The 18,549-nt window shown below is 64.0% G+C and carries 20 protein-coding genes; 10 read left to right on the top strand and 10 right to left on the bottom strand.

Annotated features, from left to right (window positions below; translation table 11 throughout):
• Position 1: 1 nt before the first annotated feature.
• The gene (gene panB, locus RHIZ70P_RS04270) at positions 2 to 829 is read left to right on the top strand and encodes a 3-methyl-2-oxobutanoate hydroxymethyltransferase (protein WP_115669158.1); all 828 of its coding nucleotides are present in this window, start codon (positions 2 to 4) and stop codon (positions 827 to 829) included.
• Between the two features lie 25 nt (positions 830 to 854).
• Here panB and RHIZ70P_RS04265 read toward each other — a convergent pair whose 3' ends face one another.
• Positions 855 to 1,103, bottom strand: a complete 249-nt coding sequence (locus tag RHIZ70P_RS04265; RefSeq protein ID WP_115669157.1) for a DUF2164 domain-containing protein — start codon at positions 1,101 to 1,103, stop codon at positions 855 to 857.
• Between the two features lie 248 nt (positions 1,104 to 1,351).
• On the opposite strand from RHIZ70P_RS04265, the gene RHIZ70P_RS04260 reads away from it, so the two are divergent.
• Both RHIZ70P_RS04260 and RHIZ70P_RS04255 read left to right on the top strand, forming a co-directional pair.
• The gene (locus tag RHIZ70P_RS04260; protein WP_115669156.1) at positions 1,352 to 2,068 is read left to right on the top strand and encodes an AzlC family ABC transporter permease; all 717 of its coding nucleotides are present in this window, start codon (positions 1,352 to 1,354) and stop codon (positions 2,066 to 2,068) included.
• Positions 2,065 to 2,376, top strand: a complete 312-nt coding sequence (locus RHIZ70P_RS04255; RefSeq protein WP_115669155.1) for an AzlD family protein — start codon at positions 2,065 to 2,067, stop codon at positions 2,374 to 2,376. Before RHIZ70P_RS04260 ends, RHIZ70P_RS04255 begins: the two co-directional genes overlap by 4 nt.
• Here the strand turns inward: RHIZ70P_RS04255 and RHIZ70P_RS04250 are convergent.
• Positions 2,354 to 4,201, bottom strand: a complete 1,848-nt coding sequence (locus RHIZ70P_RS04250) for an aminopeptidase P family protein (RefSeq protein WP_115669154.1) — start codon at positions 4,199 to 4,201, stop codon at positions 2,354 to 2,356. The two genes, RHIZ70P_RS04255 and RHIZ70P_RS04250, sit on opposite strands and share 23 nt — an antisense overlap.
• 295 nt (positions 4,202 to 4,496) lie before the next feature.
• Here RHIZ70P_RS04250 and RHIZ70P_RS22910 point away from each other — a divergent pair, with 295 nt between their 5' ends.
• Entirely contained in the window at positions 4,497 to 4,670 is a 174-nt protein-coding gene (locus tag RHIZ70P_RS22910; protein ID WP_181903939.1) for a hypothetical protein, read from the top strand.
• A 198-nt stretch (positions 4,671 to 4,868) separates the two neighbouring features.
• On the opposite strand, the gene RHIZ70P_RS04245 is transcribed toward RHIZ70P_RS22910, so the two are convergent.
• From RHIZ70P_RS04245 to RHIZ70P_RS22905, 3 genes are all read right to left on the bottom strand, one after another.
• On the bottom strand, positions 4,869 to 5,759 hold the full coding sequence (locus tag RHIZ70P_RS04245; RefSeq protein ID WP_115669153.1) for a 50S ribosomal protein L11 methyltransferase: 891 nt from the start codon (positions 5,757 to 5,759) through the stop codon (positions 4,869 to 4,871).
• A gap of 124 nt (positions 5,760 to 5,883) precedes the next feature.
• Positions 5,884 to 6,483, bottom strand: coding sequence for an SCO family protein (locus tag RHIZ70P_RS04240; RefSeq protein WP_115669152.1), 600 nt, complete (start codon positions 6,481 to 6,483; stop codon positions 5,884 to 5,886).
• A gap of 137 nt (positions 6,484 to 6,620) precedes the next feature.
• On the bottom strand, positions 6,621 to 6,779 hold the full coding sequence (locus RHIZ70P_RS22905; RefSeq protein ID WP_181903938.1) for a hypothetical protein: 159 nt from the start codon (positions 6,777 to 6,779) through the stop codon (positions 6,621 to 6,623).
• A gap of 140 nt (positions 6,780 to 6,919) precedes the next feature.
• Here RHIZ70P_RS22905 and RHIZ70P_RS04235 point away from each other — a divergent pair, with 140 nt between their 5' ends.
• Both RHIZ70P_RS04235 and RHIZ70P_RS04230 read left to right on the top strand, forming a co-directional pair.
• Entirely contained in the window at positions 6,920 to 7,708 is a 789-nt protein-coding gene (locus tag RHIZ70P_RS04235; RefSeq protein WP_115669151.1) for a DUF2189 domain-containing protein, read from the top strand.
• A 290-nt stretch (positions 7,709 to 7,998) separates the two neighbouring features.
• Positions 7,999 to 8,463, top strand: coding sequence for a chemotaxis protein CheW (locus RHIZ70P_RS04230; protein ID WP_115669150.1), 465 nt, complete (start codon positions 7,999 to 8,001; stop codon positions 8,461 to 8,463).
• 424 nt (positions 8,464 to 8,887) lie between these two features.
• Here RHIZ70P_RS04230 and RHIZ70P_RS04225 read toward each other — a convergent pair whose 3' ends face one another.
• Positions 8,888 to 9,376, bottom strand: a complete 489-nt coding sequence (locus tag RHIZ70P_RS04225) for a CreA family protein (protein WP_115669149.1) — start codon at positions 9,374 to 9,376, stop codon at positions 8,888 to 8,890.
• 65 nt (positions 9,377 to 9,441) lie between these two features.
• The gene (locus tag RHIZ70P_RS04220) at positions 9,442 to 10,053 is read right to left on the bottom strand and encodes a 3'-5' exonuclease (protein ID WP_115669148.1); all 612 of its coding nucleotides are present in this window, start codon (positions 10,051 to 10,053) and stop codon (positions 9,442 to 9,444) included.
• A 257-nt stretch (positions 10,054 to 10,310) separates the two neighbouring features.
• On the opposite strand from RHIZ70P_RS04220, the gene RHIZ70P_RS04215 reads away from it, so the two are divergent.
• The 3 genes from RHIZ70P_RS04215 (at position 10,311) to RHIZ70P_RS04205 (ending at position 13,904) form a co-directional block, all read left to right on the top strand.
• Positions 10,311 to 12,407, top strand: a complete 2,097-nt coding sequence (locus RHIZ70P_RS04215) for a DEAD/DEAH box helicase (RefSeq protein WP_115669147.1) — start codon at positions 10,311 to 10,313, stop codon at positions 12,405 to 12,407.
• A gap of 209 nt (positions 12,408 to 12,616) precedes the next feature.
• Positions 12,617 to 13,486 carry a TIGR02587 family membrane protein gene (locus tag RHIZ70P_RS04210; RefSeq protein WP_115669146.1) on the top strand — a complete coding sequence of 290 codons (870 nt, stop codon included), beginning with the start codon at positions 12,617 to 12,619 and terminating at the stop codon, positions 13,484 to 13,486.
• A gap of 7 nt (positions 13,487 to 13,493) precedes the next feature.
• Positions 13,494 to 13,904, top strand: coding sequence for a TIGR02588 family protein (locus RHIZ70P_RS04205; RefSeq protein WP_115669145.1), 411 nt, complete (start codon positions 13,494 to 13,496; stop codon positions 13,902 to 13,904).
• Between the two features lie 39 nt (positions 13,905 to 13,943).
• Here the strand turns inward: RHIZ70P_RS04205 and RHIZ70P_RS04200 are convergent, their stop codons facing one another.
• Positions 13,944 to 14,639 carry a class I SAM-dependent methyltransferase gene (locus RHIZ70P_RS04200; RefSeq protein ID WP_115669144.1) on the bottom strand — a complete coding sequence of 232 codons (696 nt, stop codon included), beginning with the start codon at positions 14,637 to 14,639 and terminating at the stop codon, positions 13,944 to 13,946.
• A 267-nt stretch (positions 14,640 to 14,906) separates the two neighbouring features.
• Here RHIZ70P_RS04200 and RHIZ70P_RS04195 point away from each other — a divergent pair, with 267 nt between their 5' ends.
• Positions 14,907 to 15,350, top strand: a complete 444-nt coding sequence (locus RHIZ70P_RS04195) for an Rrf2 family transcriptional regulator (RefSeq protein ID WP_115669143.1) — start codon at positions 14,907 to 14,909, stop codon at positions 15,348 to 15,350.
• A gap of 130 nt (positions 15,351 to 15,480) precedes the next feature.
• Here RHIZ70P_RS04195 and ligA read toward each other — a convergent pair whose 3' ends face one another.
• Complete coding sequence (gene ligA, locus RHIZ70P_RS04190; RefSeq protein WP_115669142.1) at positions 15,481 to 17,640, bottom strand: NAD-dependent DNA ligase LigA; 2,160 nt, start codon at positions 17,638 to 17,640, stop codon at positions 15,481 to 15,483.
• Positions 17,641 to 17,723: 83 nt separating this feature from the next.
• Entirely contained in the window at positions 17,724 to 18,539 is an 816-nt protein-coding gene (locus RHIZ70P_RS04185; RefSeq protein WP_115669141.1) for an endonuclease/exonuclease/phosphatase family protein, read from the bottom strand.
• Positions 18,540 to 18,549: the final 10 nt, after the last annotated feature.

The raw sequence follows: 18,549 nt of genomic DNA, 5'->3' as shown, positions 1-18,549 counted from the left end.
CATGAGCACCCCGCCCCGCCAGAAGCGGCTGACGCCCACCGACATCACCGCGCTCAAGGGTGTTCGCCCTGCCGTCTGCCTGACCGCCTATACCACGCCCATGACGCGGCTCTTCGACCCGCATTGCGATCTGCTTCTCGTCGGCGACAGCCTCGGCATGGTGCTGTACGGCATGGAAACGACGGTCGGCGTCACCGTGGAGATGATGATCGCCCATGGCCAGGCGGTAATGCGCGGCGCGTCCCATGCCTGCGTCATCGTCGATTTGCCCTTCGGCTCCTACCAGGAATCGAAGGAACAGGCCTTTCGAACCGCCGCTCGCATCATGAAGGAAACCGGCTGCGACGGCGTCAAGCTGGAGGGCGGCGAGGAAATGGCGGAAACCGTCGCCTTCCTCGTGTCGCGCGGCGTGCCGGTCTTCGGCCATGTCGGGCTGATGCCGCAGCAGGTCAACACCGCCGGCGGCTATCGCTCCAAGGGCCATAGCGACGCGGAAGCCGAGAAGATCCGCCGCGATGCCCGCGCCATCGATCAGGCCGGTGCCTTCGCCATCGTCATCGAGGGGACGGTCGAGCCGCTGGCCCGTGAGATCACCGGGACGATTGCCGCCGCCACCATCGGCATCGGCGCCTCGCCGGCCTGCGACGGCCAGGTTCTGGTCTCGGACGACATGCTCGGCCTGTTCAACGATTTCAAGCCGCGTTTCGTCAAGCACTTCGCCGACCTCGCCGGCGTAATCTCCAAGGCCGCGGAAGACTATGCGGGAGAAGTCCGCGCCCGCAGCTTCCCCGGCCCGGAACACACCTTCCAGGTGCGGCCGAAGAAATAGCCCAACTGTGTGCAGACCCGGCGGCTCAGCTGCCGGGTGTCTGTTCCAGCTGGTAGATCGCATCGTTGATCGCGTCGATCTGGCCGGTGATCACCGCCTGGGCATCGTAAAGGCCGCGGTTGTAGAAATGCGCGCCGATCTCCTTGGCGAAGAACTGCAGCATGGCCTCGGCCTCGAACCGTCCGACATCGAGCTCGAATTCGGTGAGAAAATAGTCCTGCACCTTGGCGACGATCGCCGCCTGGTCTTCGTTGGAAAAATCGAGTTTCGGCAAAGACGCGTTCCTTGTGACATCCCCCTCGTCGGGAACCGTGCGAGACTAGTGCATTTCGAGCCTGAGTGGGAAGCGGTTTTGCCATCAGAAGGTGCACGACAGACACGAGAGAGCGGTGCGGCGTCTCGCCCTCGAACGGAAACCCTCGAGCGACATGTCAGGGGAATCAATCGACCCATCAGGCTTATTCGTTTGTTAAGCGAAGGGCTTGGCTCTAAAGGCTCAGATCAAACGAGGTGCGACGACAGATGAAATCCGACTATACCGAGGGCCTGCGCGGCAGCGTGCCGATCCTCGTCTCCACGATCCCCTTTGCCGCCCTGTTCGGCGCCATCGCCGTCAGCAACGGCCAAACGGTCGCCGAAGCGACCCTGATGAGCGCGATCATCTTCGCCGGCGCAAGCCAGCTCGTCGGCATCGAACTGTTCGGCCATTCCGTGCCGGTCTGGGTGATCGTGTTGTCGATCTTCGCCGTCAACTTCCGCCACATCCTCTATTCGGCGGCGATCACGCCCTTCATCACGCACTTTTCCCCGGCGCAGAAAGCTCTGTCATTCTTCCTGCTGACCGATCCTCAGTTTGCCCAGACCCTGACACGCGGGGAGACCGGAAGAAGCGTTTCCTTTGCCTGGTACATGGGTTTTGCCACGACCATCTATGTCGGCTGGGTCGGGGTCAGCGCGATCGGCGCCGGTTTCGGCAAGCTCGTCGGCGATCCGAGGGCGCTCGGCTTCGACGTTCTTCTGCCCATCTACTTCATGGGCCTGGTGCTCGGCTTCCGCAAGCGGGCGAATTTCCTCGGCGTGGTCATCGTCAGTGCGGCCATCTCGATCCTGGCGCAGAAGCTGGTCGGTTCCCCCTGGCATGTCAGCATCGGGGCGCTTGCCGGCGTGCTTCTCGCCGCCCTCCTGCCGCCGAAGCCCATAGCGACCGGGGTCGATGCCGAATCGGAGACCAGCGCATGAGCGAGCTTTTCACCCCGCATATGACGCTGCTCATCCTGGCCGGCGCGGTTGCCACCTACCTGACGAGGATCGGCGGCTATCTGCTGATGAGCCGGCTGAAGAACGTGCCGCCGCGCGTCGACGCGGCGCTGAACGCCGTGCCGGCGGCCGTGCTGACCACGCTGGTTGCCCCCGCCTTCTTCTCCGGCGGCATAGACGTGACGGTAGCCATGGCCGTGGCGCTGGCGATCGGCCTCGGTTTCTCCTCCATCCCCATGCTGGTCGGCGGCTGGATCGCCGTGATGATCATGCGCCACCTGGTCGGCTGAACGGCTCGGTCGCCCGCTCCAGCCAGGCCCGTGCCTTGTCGTCATGCATGAGTGGCATGAGTTCTGTGCGGGTCTTTTCGTGATAGTCGTCGAGCCAGCGCAGTTCCTCGCGGGTCAGAAGCTCGGTGACGACGAGATATTTGTCGATCGGCGCATAGGTGAGCGTCTCGAAGCTCATCATCGGCATGTCTCCGCCCTCGACCGGTTCCGCCTCCCGGACATAGACCAGGTTCTCGATGCGGATGCCGAAGGCGCCGGGCCGGTAGTAGCCGGGCTCGTTGGACAGGATCATCCCCGGCAGCAGCTCCTGCGTCGACAACCGCGAAATGCGCTGCGGCCCCTCGTGCACCGAGAGGAACGAGCCGACGCCGTGGCCCGTGCCATGCGCATAGTCGGCACCGGCCTTCCACAGCGCGATGCGCGCCAGGGGATCGAGGTCGCAGCCGCGCGTCCCCTTGGGGAACCGCGCCGTGCTGATGGCGATCATGCCCTTCAGCACCAGGGTGAAGAAACGCTTCTGCTCGTCCGACGCCGCCCCGATCGCCAGCGTCCGGGTGATGTCGGTCGTGCCGTTGACATATTGCGCGCCGCTGTCGATCAAGAAGAGGTCACCCGAATGGATCGGTCGGTCGGACATGGTGGTGGCGCGATAATGGATCACCGCGCCATGCTCGCCGGCGCCCGCGATCGTATCGAAGGAAATGTCCCTGAGCGGGTTCTGCATCCGCTCGCCGACGCGGGCCCGGGCCGCCTCCAGCGCCTTCGCTGCGCCGATTTCGGTGACACTGCCCGGATGCTGGTCGTCGAGCCAGGCGAGGAACTCGACGACCGCCACCCCGTCCTGCAGATGGGCCGCGGCCGAGCCGTTGAGCTCGACGCTGTTCTTCACCGCCCGGGCGATCTTGGCCGGATCATCGCCCTTGACCACCGTGCCGCCATGACCCCGGATGAGTTCGACCAGGGCAAACGGCGCAAGCTCCGGGTCGACCAGCACGCGCTTGCCCTCGACCGCGAGCTTCTCCAGATGCGCCACCAGCAGGCGCGGATCGAGCTGGCGGCACATCTGCCCGAGATAGGCCTCGGCCTCGATGCCGGTCTTGCGCTTGTCGAGAAACAGTTCGGCCGTTCCGTCGGACTTGATGATGGCGCGCGCCAGCGGATGCGGCGTGTGCGGCACGTCGCTGCCGCGAATGTTGAAGATCCAGGCGACCGACGACGGATCGGTAATCAGCGCGGCGTCGATGCCCTTGTCGGCAAGATCGGACGCGATCCGGGCGATCTTGTCCTTGGCCAGCATGCCGGAATAGGCGATCGACTGGATGGAGACCAGACCAAGCGGCTCGGCCGGACGATCCGTCCAGATCGCGTCGAGCGGATTGGCGGCCAACACGACCAGCGCACCGTTCTGCCCGGCAAGCGCCTTCTCCAGCCGTTCCACCTCCTGGCTCGTGTGCAACCACGGATCGATGCCGAGGCGAAAGCCCTTGGGCGCGTGCGCGGCGATCCACTTGTGCGGCGGCTCGCCCACCAGATCGCCGGCGGTGAAGACGGCGGGATCGACCTGTTCGGCGAGCTGCGTCACATAGCGCCCGTCGACGAAGACGATCGCCTTGTCAGCAGTCACCAGCGCCTGCCCGGCCGATCCGGTAAAGCCGGTGAGCCAGGAGAGACGCTCGGCCGAAGCCGGCACATATTCGCCCTGATACTCATCGGCCCGCGTCACCAGGAAACCGTCGATGCCGAGCGCCTCGAACCGGGTCCTTAGGGCCTCGACCCTTTCACGACCGAATTGCGGGGTGGATGTCACATCGAACGACTGAAACATGGTCTGCGCCTTTATCACCGGAATCTGGAGAGCACCTTATAGCAAGCCCTGCCCGTGCCGCACCACCGCAAAGCCTCGGCCGACACTCCCCGCAAGGGTTTATGCGGCAATGCACAATGACGGCGGCATCACGCATAAATTTTGGTCAAAAGATTGCCAGAAGGAAGGTATTTTGGTCGCACCCATGCACAATGCGCATGACACCCATGTAGCATCCCCCCTGCCTCAAAGCGTTTGCAGCGCCTATATCTGCATCATCGAACAAACGAAATCGCAACCGGGAAGGACCACGACAATGGCAAACTCAATTCTCCGCAATGCCTATCAGCGCTTTGTCGCAGCGCGCGAACTGCAGGCCAGCCGCTATGTCAACGGCGCTCTGATGAACCTCGACGACGAGACCCTGCGTTCCATGGGTACCAGCCGCGAAGAACTGCGCCGCAAGGGCACCCGCGCCACCGCATTCTGATCCGGCTCAAGCCATGAGGCAGCCCTCGCGGCGGCACCAGACCTTACCTGCTCGTAGCTCTCCTCCCAAAGCTCGCAGGCTCCGATCAGGCGACTGATCCGAAAAAGGCGGCATCCCTGATGCCGCCTTTTTCGTTTTCCGTTATTTAGGGCATCGCCATGCACCTGACGCAATGGTGCGATGCAAAATGTCAAGCCATCAAACCAGACCCCGACCGTGCCGCAGGTGGATGGTCACCCAGCCATTGCGCCAGATCGTCCGGACATGGGCAAGGCCCGCGCCATTATAGGCGGCGATGACCTTCCACCGCTGGCTGGCGAGGATACCCGACAGGATGACCGAGCCGCCGGGCGCCAGATGGGCGACGAGCTGCGGCGCCATCTTCATCAGCGGCCGGGCGAGAATATTGGCGATGATCAGGTCGAAGGGGCCGTACTCGCCGAACGCCGTCGAATGGAAGCCGGGAGCGACGCGGAACTCGATACCCTCGACGATCCCGTTGCTGCGGGCGTTTCCCTCGGCGACGGCAACTGCGATCGGGTCGATATCGGTTGCCAGCACGGGCACGCGCTTGAGCTTGCGGACCGCAATCGCCAGGACACCGCTGCCGGTGCCGAGGTCAAGGGCGTTGCGCACCGTCCGTGAGCGCACCACGTCTCCGATCACCTCCAGGCAGCCGGCGGTCGTGCCGTGATGGCCGGTGCCGAAGGCCTGCCCTGCCTCGATCTCGATCGCCAGGTCGTTGACCCTGACCTTGTCGCGGTCATGCGAGCCGTGGACGATGAACCGCCCTGCCCGGACCGGCTTCAAACCCTCCAGCGACTTGGCGATCCAGTCGATGTCCGGCAGAACCTCGCGCTGGATCTCCAGATCGGCGAAATCGGCAGAAAACAGGTCTTCGAGCCGGGCCCGGATCGCCTCTTCCTCATCGGCCAGCATGTAGACCGAGGCTTCCCAGACGTCGTTCTTCTCGTCCACCTCGGTGGTGGCGATTGCCAGATCCTCTTCGCCGAAGCACACGGTCATGAGATCGAGGATCTCGCCCGCCAGCGCTTCGGTCGTGGTAACATAGAGGCGGATTTCACTCACGGTCGGTCATCCTGTCGCAAAGGGAGAGAGCGGCACGGCATTGACACGCCGCCCGGCGCTGGCGCCTGCGGTACAACGCGGCGCAGCCGATGGCAACAGGCGAGCGTTCGGCAAGCGCGGCGCGTCAGCCCTTGGCGAGGTTTTCGAGCTTCTTGATCGCCACGTCGGGGTTCTCCCCATAGGAAATCGTGCCGACGAAACGTCCATCCTTGTCGAGCAGGAACACCGAGGCCGTGTGGTCCATGGTGTAGTCGCCGTTCGGGTCCTTCTCGTCGAGGGGGATCTTCTTGGCATAGACACGGAAGCCCTTGATCACCTCGCCCACCTTCTCCGGATCGCCGGCAATGCCGATCACTCGGTCGGTGACGTTGGAAATATAGGCGCCGAGCATGTCCGGGGTGTCGCGTTCCGGATCGACGGTGACGAAATAGGCCTGCAGCTTTGTCTTGTCCGGATCGACCGTGGTCAGCCAGCCGTTCAGCTCGAACAGGGTCGTCGGGCAGACTTCCGGGCAATGGGTGAAGCCGAAGAACAGCGCCGTCGGCTTGCCGCGAAAGGCCTGCTCGGTGATCGGCTTGCCGTTCTGGTCGACGAGCTGGAACGGCACGCCGAATGGCGCCTCGGCGATCTTGTCCTTGGTGTCCGTCACCGCCAAAGTCAGCCAGCCGAGAACGCCGGCAAGCAGAATGACGCCGGCCCAAAGGATAATGCGCAAAGTCTTCATCGGTGGTCTGGTCCCTGTCGCACACGTGGCAAATATGCACCCGGCGATAGAGGCTCAGGAGGCAAAGTGCAAATCAACTCGTTGTTTCTTCGCTCCGGCGCGCCGATTTGCCTCAGGGCAGAGCGCCTTCCGTCGGCTCAAAGGCAGGACGACAGACCGTTCTCGGCATAGGTCAGCACGATGTCCGCGCCGAATCGCATCCAGCCGGCAAAGGCGAGAACACAAACGATCCCGCCCGCCAGAATAACGGCTGAGGTCAACAGGTGGCTCGTGGTCTTCGGGGCGACATGATCCATTTCTCCTACATAATATGTGCTCACCCCCGGTGGAAGGAAAAAGATTCGCACCCTCGCGCAAGAAACCTGATGAATCTTAGGAATAGTTCTGCCAGCTTGGGTCCATCAGGCATTCTGGCCGAACGTCTTGGGAGGGACGAATGGAAGAGCAGGTCATGCACGCGGCGCCGCAGCCGAAAATGCGGATCAATCGACTTGAGGTACGAGATGTGACGGCAGCGCTCGCGCAGGGCATGGCGGACTTCCGCCGCTACCCGCTATTCGGCCTGTTCTTCGGCGGCATCTATGCCCTCGGCGGCCTCTTCATCGTCGTGATCCTCAGCCTCTATCATCAGCCGTGGATGATCATCCCGGTCGCCATCGGCTTTCCGCTGATCGGCCCCTTCGTCGCGGTCGGCCTCTACGAGATCAGCCGCCGCCACGAACGGGCCGAGCCCATCACCTGGCGCGGGGTGCTGACCGAGGTCTTCCGGCAGCGGGAGCGACAGCTCTCCTGGATGGCATTTGCTGTCCTGTTCGTCTTCTGGATCTGGATCTACCAGGTCCGGCTGCTGCTTGCCCTGTTCCTCGGCTTCAAGATCCCCGCCTCGCTCGCGGCCTTCGCCACGGTGGTGACCACGACCCCCGAAGGCATGCTGTTCCTGCTGGTCGGAACACTCGTCGGCGGCGTCATCGCCACGGTCCTCTTTTCGCTCACGGTCATCTCCATGCCGCTGCTGCTCGACCATGACATCGACTTCGTCACGGCCATGCTTTTGAGCATCCGCACGGTTGTCGAAAACCCCGGCCCGATGCTCGCCTTCGGCCTGATCGTCGGGGCCGGCGCCTTCCTCTCGCTGCTGCCGTTGTTCGCCGGCCTGTTCATCGCCTTGCCGGTCCTCGGCCACGCGACCTGGCACCTCTATCGCCGGGCCATTTCCATCGGTTGAGCGATCGAGGTTGACGACAAGGCGCGTCGCCCGGCCTTCGCGGGCAACGCAGCCTGGACGAATACATTATCCATTGCTTAACGGCTCTTTGGCATCATTCGATCGCGAGATGACCGGACCGGTCATACGGACATCACGTCCGCCGGAATGCGTTAACCATTTCCTTGGGCTCAGCATGCACACTGCGGTCGACGCGGGACGTCGACAAGGTCGCTGGAAGATTAAACCGACATGCCGCCACCCGGTTCGAGTGAGGGTGCGGCAGCCGCAAACTGGGAAGTGATTTGAAGATGAGCAACGCAATCAAGCAATCCGGCGCCTACCTCGAGATCGTCTCGTTCCATCTCGGCGACCAGGAATTCTGCATCGACATCATGGCGATCCGCGAAATCCGCGGCTGGGCGCCGGTGACGCCGATGCCCCACACCCCGCCTTACGTGCTTGGCTTGATCAACCTGCGCGGCGCGGTGATTCCGGTCATCGACATGGCCTGCCGCCTCGGCATGAAGATGACCGAGCCGTCGGAGCGCGCCGCCATCATCGTCACCGACATCGCCGGAAAGCTGGTCGGCCTCTTGGTCGAACAGGTATCCGACATGATGACCATCAGGGGCGAAGACCTGCAGCCGGCGCCGGAAATCATCCCGGAAGCCCAGCGCGCCTTCTGCCGCGGCATTGTCGCGCTCGAGAAGTCGATGGTCTGCTTCCTCAACCTCGACACCGTGATCGCCGACGAACTCGCCCAGGCGGCCTGATCGTCCGAACTCTTCAGATCTTCCCCAATATGACCCCGCCGTCTGCGGGGTCATCGGCGTTTTGGTGTACGCCAACGGCCTTCACGCGGCAGCCGCCGCCCCGCCGCCCCGCCGATTCGCACCTGCCGATGCACCGTCCATAAACGAGTTGCGCTCCGGGCCCAGGAAAGCACGGAGCGCAACTTTATTGAGTATTCGAGGCTGCAAACCCTCGACTGGCAAGACAGGCACAACAGGCGAGCGTGTTGGGGTGATACGCTCGTTTTCTGATGCCCTCATGAAGCTTGCCAAACTTTAGCCTGTAGCGAAAGTGACGTGACGCGGAAAAATGAACATTTTTCCGCCGCCGAGCTGACCAATTTTGGGCGCAATATCAGCCGGCCGGCCATAAACGATTAACCGGCCACTGCTGTCCGGCATCGTCTCAAGGCTTGCCGTTGGCCCAGGTCACCGGCTGATCGAACAGCGGCACAGTGGAAATGGCCATCTTGGCGGAGCCGTCGACGACCTGGCGCGAGTGGATGAGGTAGATCAGCGTATCGTTCGCCTTGTCGTAGATCCGGTTGACGACCAGCTGTTTCCAGATGAGCGACATGCCCTCGCGGAACACTTCTTCGCCCTCCTTCGACAGATCGATGTCGCCGATCTCGATCGGTCCGGTCTGCCGGCAGGCGATCGAATTGTTGGACGGATCCTCGAACCAGTTGCCCTTCGACAGACGGTCGATGATCGAACGGTCGAAATAGGTGACGTGGCAGGTAACGCCCTTGATCTTCGGATCGGTCACCGCCTCGACGACGATGTCGTTGCCGACCCAGTCGACGCCGACCTTTCCCACGGTTTCGGCAGAGGCCGGGGCAGCGAGGGCCAGGAGAGAGAGAGAGGCGGACAGAAGGGCGGATCGGAAAGACATGGCAAATCTCCAGGAGTGACGGCGATCAGGAGTGACTGCGATCTAGATAAGGGCGAGCGACCACCTTACAAGGCGGGCACGGGCTTTCGCATGCGGCGCACCGAGCAGGCTTCGTAGCCGCCGCGAAAAAGCCGACCGGGAGCAATGCCGATCGCGCCGGGAAGTTCCGCCAGATGCGCGACCCCCGCCTCGCGCACCATGGCAAGAGAGGCAAGCGCGCAGACCCGGGCATCATCGGCGGCATTGTGATGGTTGAAGATCAGGCCGAGATGGGCAGCCAGGCTGTTCAGTCGATGCGACCCGAGTTGCGGCCACATGCGCTGCGCCAGCTTGACGCTGCACAGATAGGACAGTTCCGGATAGGGCTGGCGATAGGCGTCGAGTGCAGAGCGCCAGACGGAGAAGTCGAAGGCGGCATTATGGGCGATCATCATGGCGCCTGAGAAATCCTCGGCAAACTCGTCCATCACCTCGGGAAATTCGCCCGCATCCTCGACCTGCTCCGGCCTGATGCCGTGGATTGCGATGTTAAACGGCGAAAACCGCATGGACTTCGGCCGGATCAGCCGCTCCTCGACCCGCACCACTTCGCCGCCCTCGATCCACGCAAGGCCGACCGAACAGGCGCTGCCGCGTTCTTCGCTGGCTGTCTCGAAATCGATGGCGATGGTTTTCAAGGGATAAGGACTCTACGGATTCGTTGGCGCTGTCCGGTCATAGGGCTTCCACCCAGGCGAAGCAAATACGACATATCCTCGCAGCATGACGCAGCGAGCGCGATTCGGCACTCGGATTCGCCCGCATCTCTCGCCTTTTTCGTCCCTCCCCCTATACATTTCGGCATTTGCCGGATAGGAACGCGCCAAACATACCCGCAATCGGCGGGCGCGGCGCATTGGCCCGCTTAACACATCCAGTTCGAAAGACCTTCTCCATGACAGAATTCAACGGCATCGTGGCGCCGATCGCAGAGGCATTGTCCAAGCGCGGTTATGCGACGCTGACCCCCGTGCAGCAGGCCATGCTCGACCCGGACCTCGAAGGCGCCGACGCGCTGGTGTCGGCCCAGACCGGCTCGGGCAAGACGGTCGCCTTCGGCCTTGCGATCGCCCCCACGCTGCTGGCCGGCGAAGACCGCTTCGGTCGGGCCGGCGCACCGCTGGCGCTCGCCATCGCGCCAACCCGGGAACTCGCCATGCAGGTCATGCGCGAACTGGAATGGCTCTATGAGAAGACCGGTGCGGTGATCGCCTCCTGCGTCGGCGGCATGGACATACGCAACGAGCGCCGGGCGCTGGAGCGTGGCGCCCACATTGTCGTCGGCACGCCGGGCCGCCTGCGCGACCACATCACCCGCCGCGCACTCGATCTTTCCGCCCTGCGCGCCGTCGTGCTGGACGAGGCCGACGAAATGCTCGACCTCGGCTTCCGCGAGGATCTGGAGTTCATCCTCGAAGCGGCACCCGACGACCGCCGCACGCTGATGTTCTCGGCCACCGTGCCGCGCTCGATCGCCGACCTGGCCAAGAGCTACCAGCGCAATGCCAAGCGGATCGAGACCGTTTCCGAGCGCAAGCAGCATGTCGACATCGAATACCGCGCGCTGACGGTCGCCAATCCCGACCGCGAGAACGCCATCATCAACGTGCTGCGCTTCTACGAGGCGCGCAACGCCATCGTGTTCTGCTCGACCCGCGCCGCCGTCAACCACCTGACGGCCCGGCTGCACAATCGCGGCTTCTCGGTGGTGGCGCTGTCGGGCGAACTGTCGCAGAACGAACGCACCCATGCGCTGCAGGCCATGCGCGACGGCCGCGCCCGCGTCTGCATCGCCACCGACGTCGCCGCCCGCGGCATCGACCTGCCCGGCCTCGAGCTCGTCATCCACGCCGACCTGCCGACCAATTCGGATACCCTCCTCCACCGATCGGGCCGTACCGGCCGCGCCGGCAACAAGGGTGTCTCGGCGCTGATCGTGCCGATGAGCGCCAGGCGCAAGGCCGAGCGCCTGCTCGCCGGCGCCAATGTTCAGCCGACCTGGGTCCTGCCGCCTTCGGCCGACGAAGTGCTGGCGCGCGACGACGAGCGACTGCTCGCCGATCCGGCGCTTTCGGAAAAGATCAACGAGGACGAGGCTCCGTTCATCGCCACCCTGCTGGCGACCCATGGCGCCGAACAGGTAGCCGCCGCCTTCCTGCGCCTCCAGCGCGGCAACCGCTCGGCCCCGGAAGACCTGATCCCGGTCAGTCTGGAGGCTGCCAAGAAGCGCCGCGAGCCCGACTACGCCAATCCATCCAGCCCCGCCACCCAACCGCGCTCCGATTTCGGCGCCAGCACCTGGTTCTCGCTTTCCGTCGGCCGCAGGCAGAATGCCGAGCCGCGCTGGCTGATCCCCATGCTCTGCCGCAACGGCAACATCACCAAGGCGGCGATCGGCGCGATCAAGATGCAGCCGGAAGAGACCTTCGTCGAGATCGCAGACAGCGGCGTCGAGGGTTTCGTCGCGGCGATCGGCCCGAACAAGACGCTGGAGCGCGGCATCATCGTCAAGCGCCTGGAGGGCACGCCCAACTTCAACGCTCCGCCGAAGGAGCGTCCTGTGCGCGACGCAAAACCCTTTGCCGAGACAAAGCCGTTCGGCGACAAGAAGCCTTACGCGGACAAGAAGCCGCAGGGCGAAAAGAAGGCCTGGGCCGACAAGCGCGAACCGGCATCGAGCCGCCAGTTCCCGGACGACATGGCCAAGGCCGATGCCGAGGTCTGGGGCGATGCCCCGGCCAAGCCCGCCCGCGACGACTGGAGCGGCGATAAACCCGCCTTCAAGAAGAAGCCGAAGGGCGCCTCGAACGCTTACGACAAGCCGGCCAAGCCCGACTGGGCCGGCAAGCCCGCTTATGCAGCCAAGGGCGAAAAGCCCGCCTATGCGGCAAAGGGCGACAAGCCGGCCTATGCCGGCAAGCCGAAGGGCAAGTTCGACGATCGCGGCCCGGCAGCGGGACCGAAGAAGAAGAGCTTCAAGCCGAAGGGCTGATCCCTGCGAACGTAATCTTGCAACAAGGCCCGCGCTGCATGCGCGGGCCTTGTTGCATTTGAAGCCTCGTTCGCTCAGCGGGCAGCGGTTGCGATCATGGCCTTTGCCCCTCACCCTCGTCCTCGTCCTCCGCCGAGGGCGGCGGGAGCACGGGAACAATTGCCCCTCCACCGCGTTGTCGAGCGCGCAGGAATGGAGCAGGGGGCGATATGTCGGAACTAGCAGCGCGCGGTCGCGACCTGGTTCAGCGGCGACGGGCGAGGACGGCCTTTCTCGCCGGCATGGGGCGCGGGCTCGCCGGAGCCCTGCTGTTTGCCCTTCCCATGCTGATGACCATGGAAATGTGGCAGCTCGGCTTTCACATAGACCGGGAGAAGCTGCTCCTGCTGCTGGTCATCAACCTGCCACTCCTGCTCATCCTTTCCCACCATATCGGCTTCGAGGAGACTTTCGGCTGGCGTGAAGATCTTCGCGACGCAATCGTCGCCTACGGGATCGGCATCGCAGCGAGCGCCCTGATCCTCGCCCTGTTCGGTTTGCTGAAGGCCGAGATGCCGATCAGCGAACTGTTCGGCAAGATCGCCGTGCAGGCGGTGCCCGCCAGCATCGGTGCCATGCTCGGCCGCAGCCAGCTGACCCGCGACGAAGACGAGGAATGTGAAAACCCCGAACTGCGCAAGCGCCCGGCCACCTATTTCGGCGAGCTTTTCCTCATGGCGGTCGGCGCGCTGTTCCTGTCGCTCAACGTCGCGCCGACGGAGGAGATGATCCTGCTCTCCTACAAGATGACGGCCTGGCACGCGCTCGCCGCCATTGCCCTGTCGATCGCGCTGATGCACGGCTTCGTCTATGCGGTCTCCTTCGAGGGCGGGCACGAGCTTTCGCCGGAGACGCCCTGGTGGCACGCGCTGATCCGCTTCACCCTGCCCGGCTATGTCATCGCGCTCTCGATCAGCCTGTTCTGCCTGTGGATCTTCGAGCAGGTCGACGGCACGGCGCTGACCCCGCTGATCTTCGCCGTGATCGTACTGGCCTTTCCCGCCGCAATCGGCGCCGCCGCCGCCCGGCTGATATTGTGAGGAACATATGAGCCCCACCCATCGCCCCCGCCACACCGAAGCCGACAATCCGCACTGGATGGAGTGGCTGACCGGCCTCGTCTCGGCCGCCCTCATTGCCACGCTGATCGGCTATGTCGGCTGGAATGCATTGACCGAGCAGATGGAACCGCCGGAATTCGCCATCGAGGCGACCGGCATGGAGCGCATGACGGGCGGCTATCGCATCACCTTCGACATCGAGAATCGCGCCAATAGCACAGCCGCGGCCGTTGTCGTCCGTGGGGAACTTCTGCGGGGCGAAGAGAGTGTCGAGACGGTCGACGTCACCTTCGACTATGTGCCCGGCGAATCCCAGTCGAGCGGCGCGATCCTGTTCACCACCGACCCGGGCAGCGCCCAACTGACCTTGCACGCGGTCGGCTATACCGATCCGTGAGCCGAGGTCACACTGGACCGATGCCACCTGCCCCCTGCATCACGTCGTGGACGGCTGGCCCGCGAGCGCCAGCCAGCCTCGAAACGAGAAGGCGGCGTAGAACAGGGCCGGCTCCGAAAAGCCTGCTTCGAGAAAAAGCGCTTCATCCTCAGACGGGGTGAGTAGCGGCAGTCGCTCGGCCATCGCCTTGACGGAGCCCGCGGCGCTCTTCGGATCGAAATCAATGTCGCCGGCAAAGGCGACGGACCGCGTCAGCCATTGCCGCCGCTCAGATTCCGGCATGGAATGATGGACAACCACCAGCGGGCGGCCCGGCTTCAGCCGGGCATGGATTTGCTTGAGGGTGCGCAACCGTTCGTTCCTGTCGAGAAAATGCAGCATGAGCAGGCAGGTCGCGCCGTCGAACCGACCGGACGGCGCTTGATCGATCGTTCCCGTAATCAGTTCGATCCGATCTTTGTGAGGGGCGGTCGTTTGGCGGGCGATATCGAGCATGGCGGGGGACGGATCGACGCCGGTGAATTGCCAGCCGGCCCGCAGTTCCGCCATTGCCTTCAGCTCCAGACCGCCACCGGCCCCGACGACGAGGATATGGGCAGCGTCAGGCGCCCCCTCCCCGAGCAGGATGGTCGCCATCCGGTGCAGGGCGGCCAGTCCCGGCACCTTGCGCTGCGTATCCTGCGTGTAGGTCGCAACCGCATTCGGATTGAGGAACGGCGTGAGATTGTCTTCCATGCGTCTCTCCTCGGATAAGAGTGAGCGGCCAGCCGCCCTTCGCCCCGCTTTCATCGGCCTGGGCAAGGATGACCTCGCCAGACGTTCGACCGGAACTCTCGATAGAGGGTGCGTTGCCATGGCTGGACAGGCCGCCCCCTCTCGTATCAATTAAAGTTACATAAGAGTACAACTATCATGGATCAACAACTGATTCATGATAATCCTATCGCCGCGCAGTCCCCCATCCGGGTGCTCCGATGGCGATCGCCGCGCACGGGAGATGAAATGAACAAGGACACCAGGCTTTCAGACGTCCTGCACGTGCTCCTCCACATGGCCGAGGACGAGCGGCCTTTGACCTCGGATGTTCTGGCCAAAAGCATGCGCACCAATCCGGCGGTGTTCCGAAGAACGATGGCCGGGTTGCGCAAGGCCGGTTATGTGCGCTCCGGCAAGGGTCACGGCGGCGGCTGGCAATTGACCCGTCCGCTGAAAGAGATCACCTTGCTCGCCGTCTACGAGGCCCTCGATCGGCCGACCCTCTTTGCCATCGGTAGTCGCACGGACCATCCCCATTGTGTGATCGAGAAGAATGTCAACGCCGCGCTGTCGAACACGATGGCAAAGGCCGAGTCTCTACTCATCGAGCGGTTCGGACAGGTGACCTTGGACCAGCTCGCACCCGACCAGTCAGACACGCCGACGCAGCATTGCCGCGCAGATCAGTGAATGATGATGGTGGGGAAGCTGATGCGGGGGCTTCTGTCGAGACGGACGCGCCAAATTGCCGTCCCTGCGCAAAGAAACGTGACAAGGGCCCAAGCCCGAACCGCCCGGTCTCACAGACTGAGCGGTCCCCTCACCCGCCGATCAGCGTCAGCCACTCATCCTCGGTGAGAACGGAAATCCCGAGTTCCTGCGCCTTGGCGAGCTTGGAGCCCGCATCGGCGCCGGCGACGACATAGTCGGTCTTTTTCGACACCGATCCGGCGACCTTGGCGCCGAGGCTCTCGGCCCGCGCCTTCGCCTCGTCACGGGTGAATTTTTCCAGAGATCCGGTGAAGACGACGGTCTTGCCGGCGACGGGACTGCCGCTGGTGACCAGAACCTCGGCGTCGAGCGGCGTAATCTCCTGCAGCAGCCTGTCGACCACTTCGAGATTGCGCGGCTCCTTGAAGAATTCGACGATCGAGGCGGCGACCACCTCGCCGATGCCGTCGATGGCGTTGAGCTCGTTCCAGGCATCGCCGAACATCGGCGCAGCCGCCTTCATCGCCTCGGCAAACGCGACGTAGGAGCCGTAGGAGCGCGCCAGGAGCTTGGCGGTCGTCTCGCCGACATGGCGAATACCGAGCGCGAAGATCAGCCTGTGCAGGGCGATTTCGCGGCGGGCGTCGATCGCGTCGAACAGTTTTCTGACGCTGACCCGGCCGAAACCCTCGATATTCTCCAGCTTGACGAGCGGCGAAGCCTCCTGCCGACGCTTCAGGGTGAAGATGTCGGGCGCGGTGCGGATCTGGATCGCCGGATCCTCGGCCTCGAAGAAGAAGTCGACCTGCTTGGTGCCGAGCCCCTCGATGTCGAAGGCGTTGCGCGAGACGAAATGCTTGATGTGTTCCTTGGCTTGCGCCGAGCAGACGAAGCCGCCCGTGCAGCGCGTGACTGAATCGAGCTTGCCGGTCTTCTCGTTCTTTTCCCGCACGGCATGGCTGCCGCAGACCGGGCATTTCGTCGGGAACGCGTAAGGAACGGCACCCTCAGGGCGCTTTTCGAGCACGACATCGAGCACCTGCGGAATGACGTCGCCGGCGCGCTGAACGATCACTGTGTCGCCGACCCGGATGTCGTGATCTTCAGGCCGGATGCGCTCGCCGGAATTGCCGATGCCTTTGATGTAATCGGCATTGTGCAGCGTCGCATTGGTGACCACCACGCCACCGACCGTGATCGGCTCCAGCCGCGCCACAGGGGTGAGCGCGCCGGTGCGGCCGACCTGGATGTCGATCGCCTCGACGGTGGTAAACGCCTGCTCGGCCGGGAACTTGTGGGCGGTCGCCCAGCGTGGGCTCCGCGAGCGGAAACCCAGGCGCTCCTGCAGGTCGAGCCGGTCGACCTTGTAGACGACGCCGTCGATGTCGTAGTCGAGATCGGCGCGCATCAGGCCGATCTGGCGGTAGTGGTCGAGCACTTCGGCCGTCGAGGTCAGGCGCTTCATCAGCGGATTGACCGGAAAACCCCATTCGCGGAATTTCTCCACCATGCCCATCTGCGTGTCGGCCGGCATGTCCGACATCTCGCCCCAGGCATAGGCGAAGAATTTCAGCTTGCGGCTCGCCGTCACCTTCGGGTCGAGCTGGCGCAGCGACCCGGACGCGGTGTTGCGCGGATTGACGTAAAGCGGCTTGCCCTCGGCCTCCATCTGGGCGTTGAGCGCCAGGAAGGCGCTTTTCGCCATGTAGACCTCGCCGCGCACCTCGACCACGGCCGGCGCACCGGCCGGCAATTGCCGCGGGATCTCCGGGATGGTCAGGATATTGGCGGTGACGTTTTCGCCGGTCGTCCCGTCGCCGCGGGTCGCAGCGGTCACGAGCCGGCCGTTCTCGTAGCGGATCGACATGGACAGCCCGTCGATCTTCGGCTCTGCGGTGAACGCGATCGAATCATCCGGCAGGCGCCCGAGGAAGCGATAGACCGAGGCGACGAAATCGGCGACGTCCTCGTCGGAAAACGTGTTGTCGAGCGACAGCATGGGTCGTGCATGGACGACCGGGGCGAAGGTCACAGAAGGCGCGGCCCCGACCCGCTGCGACGGGCTGTCGGGGCGGATGAGGGCCGGGAACCGCGCCTCGATCGCGTCGTTGCGGCGCTTCAGTGCGTCATAGTCGGCGTCCGAGATCTCCGGGCGATCCTTGCCGTGATAGAGCGCGTCGTGGCGGGCGATCTCCTCGGCCAGCCGTGCGAGCTCGGCTCTCGCCTGTTCCTCGCTCAGGTCCTCGACTGCGATCATCTGCTCTGCCATTGCCCCTGCTCCGAATTTCATTCGTCGGTCTTAGCCGAGATTCACGGCGTGAAAAACCTCGTCCGAGCATTCGCACGGTTGAATCAGCCAAGACTGCCGGCGCCAAGATCGATCCGCGCCAGAAGCGGCAAGTGATCGGAGGCCTTGCGGGCGAGAGGAGTGTCGTGCACCGCCATTTCGGCGATCAGGTCGGCGCGATTGGCCATGATCCGGTCGAGTGAGAGCACCGGCATGCGGGCCGGATAGCTGGGGATCGGCGTCGGCAGTGGTCCGAACACCGATTCGAGGCGGGTGAGCGCCGATCCGGGACCGAGGCGCCATTCGTTGAAATCGCCCATCAACAAGGTCGGTCGCTCCTCGCGCCGGCCGATGATGTCGAGGATAGTATCGGCCTGCTGGCGGCGCGCCCAGCGCAGGAGACCGAGATGGGCGGCGATGATTCGCAATCCCGCGCGCGCCTCGATGTCGATCTCGGCAACCAGCGCGCCGCGCGGCTCGAGCCCCGGCAGCGCCACCTGGTGGACGTCGCGCACCACGCCCTCCCTGAACAGCAGCACATTGCCACGCCAGCCATGCGATTTCGGCTTGTGCAGGACGGGCACGGGCATCAGCCCGGTCTCCAGCCGAAGCCTTGGCAGGTCGAGGAGCCCGGATCGCTCGCCGAACCGCTGGTCGGCCTCCTGCAGGGCGATCACGTCGGGGTTCATCTCGCGGATGACCTCGATGATCCGTTCCGGGTCGAAGCGGCCGTCGGTGCCGACGCATTTGTGGACATTGTAGGAGGCGACGAGCATCGAGCCGTCGCGCACGTCCCGCCTCAGCGGATTGTAGATGCGATTGGACCGGTTCTTGATCGAGGCGATGACTGCGGAAGCCAGGGTGTTGTTGGTCTTCGTCATTTCACTTCCA

The sequence above is a fragment of the Paenirhizobium selenitireducens ATCC BAA-1503 genome (assembly GCF_900492185.1).
In the GTDB taxonomy this organism is placed as follows: domain Bacteria; phylum Pseudomonadota; class Alphaproteobacteria; order Rhizobiales; family Rhizobiaceae; genus Allorhizobium; species Allorhizobium selenitireducens_A.
The sequence above is the reverse complement of the archived record's forward strand: the minus strand, read 5'-3'. Positions and strand labels throughout refer to the sequence as shown.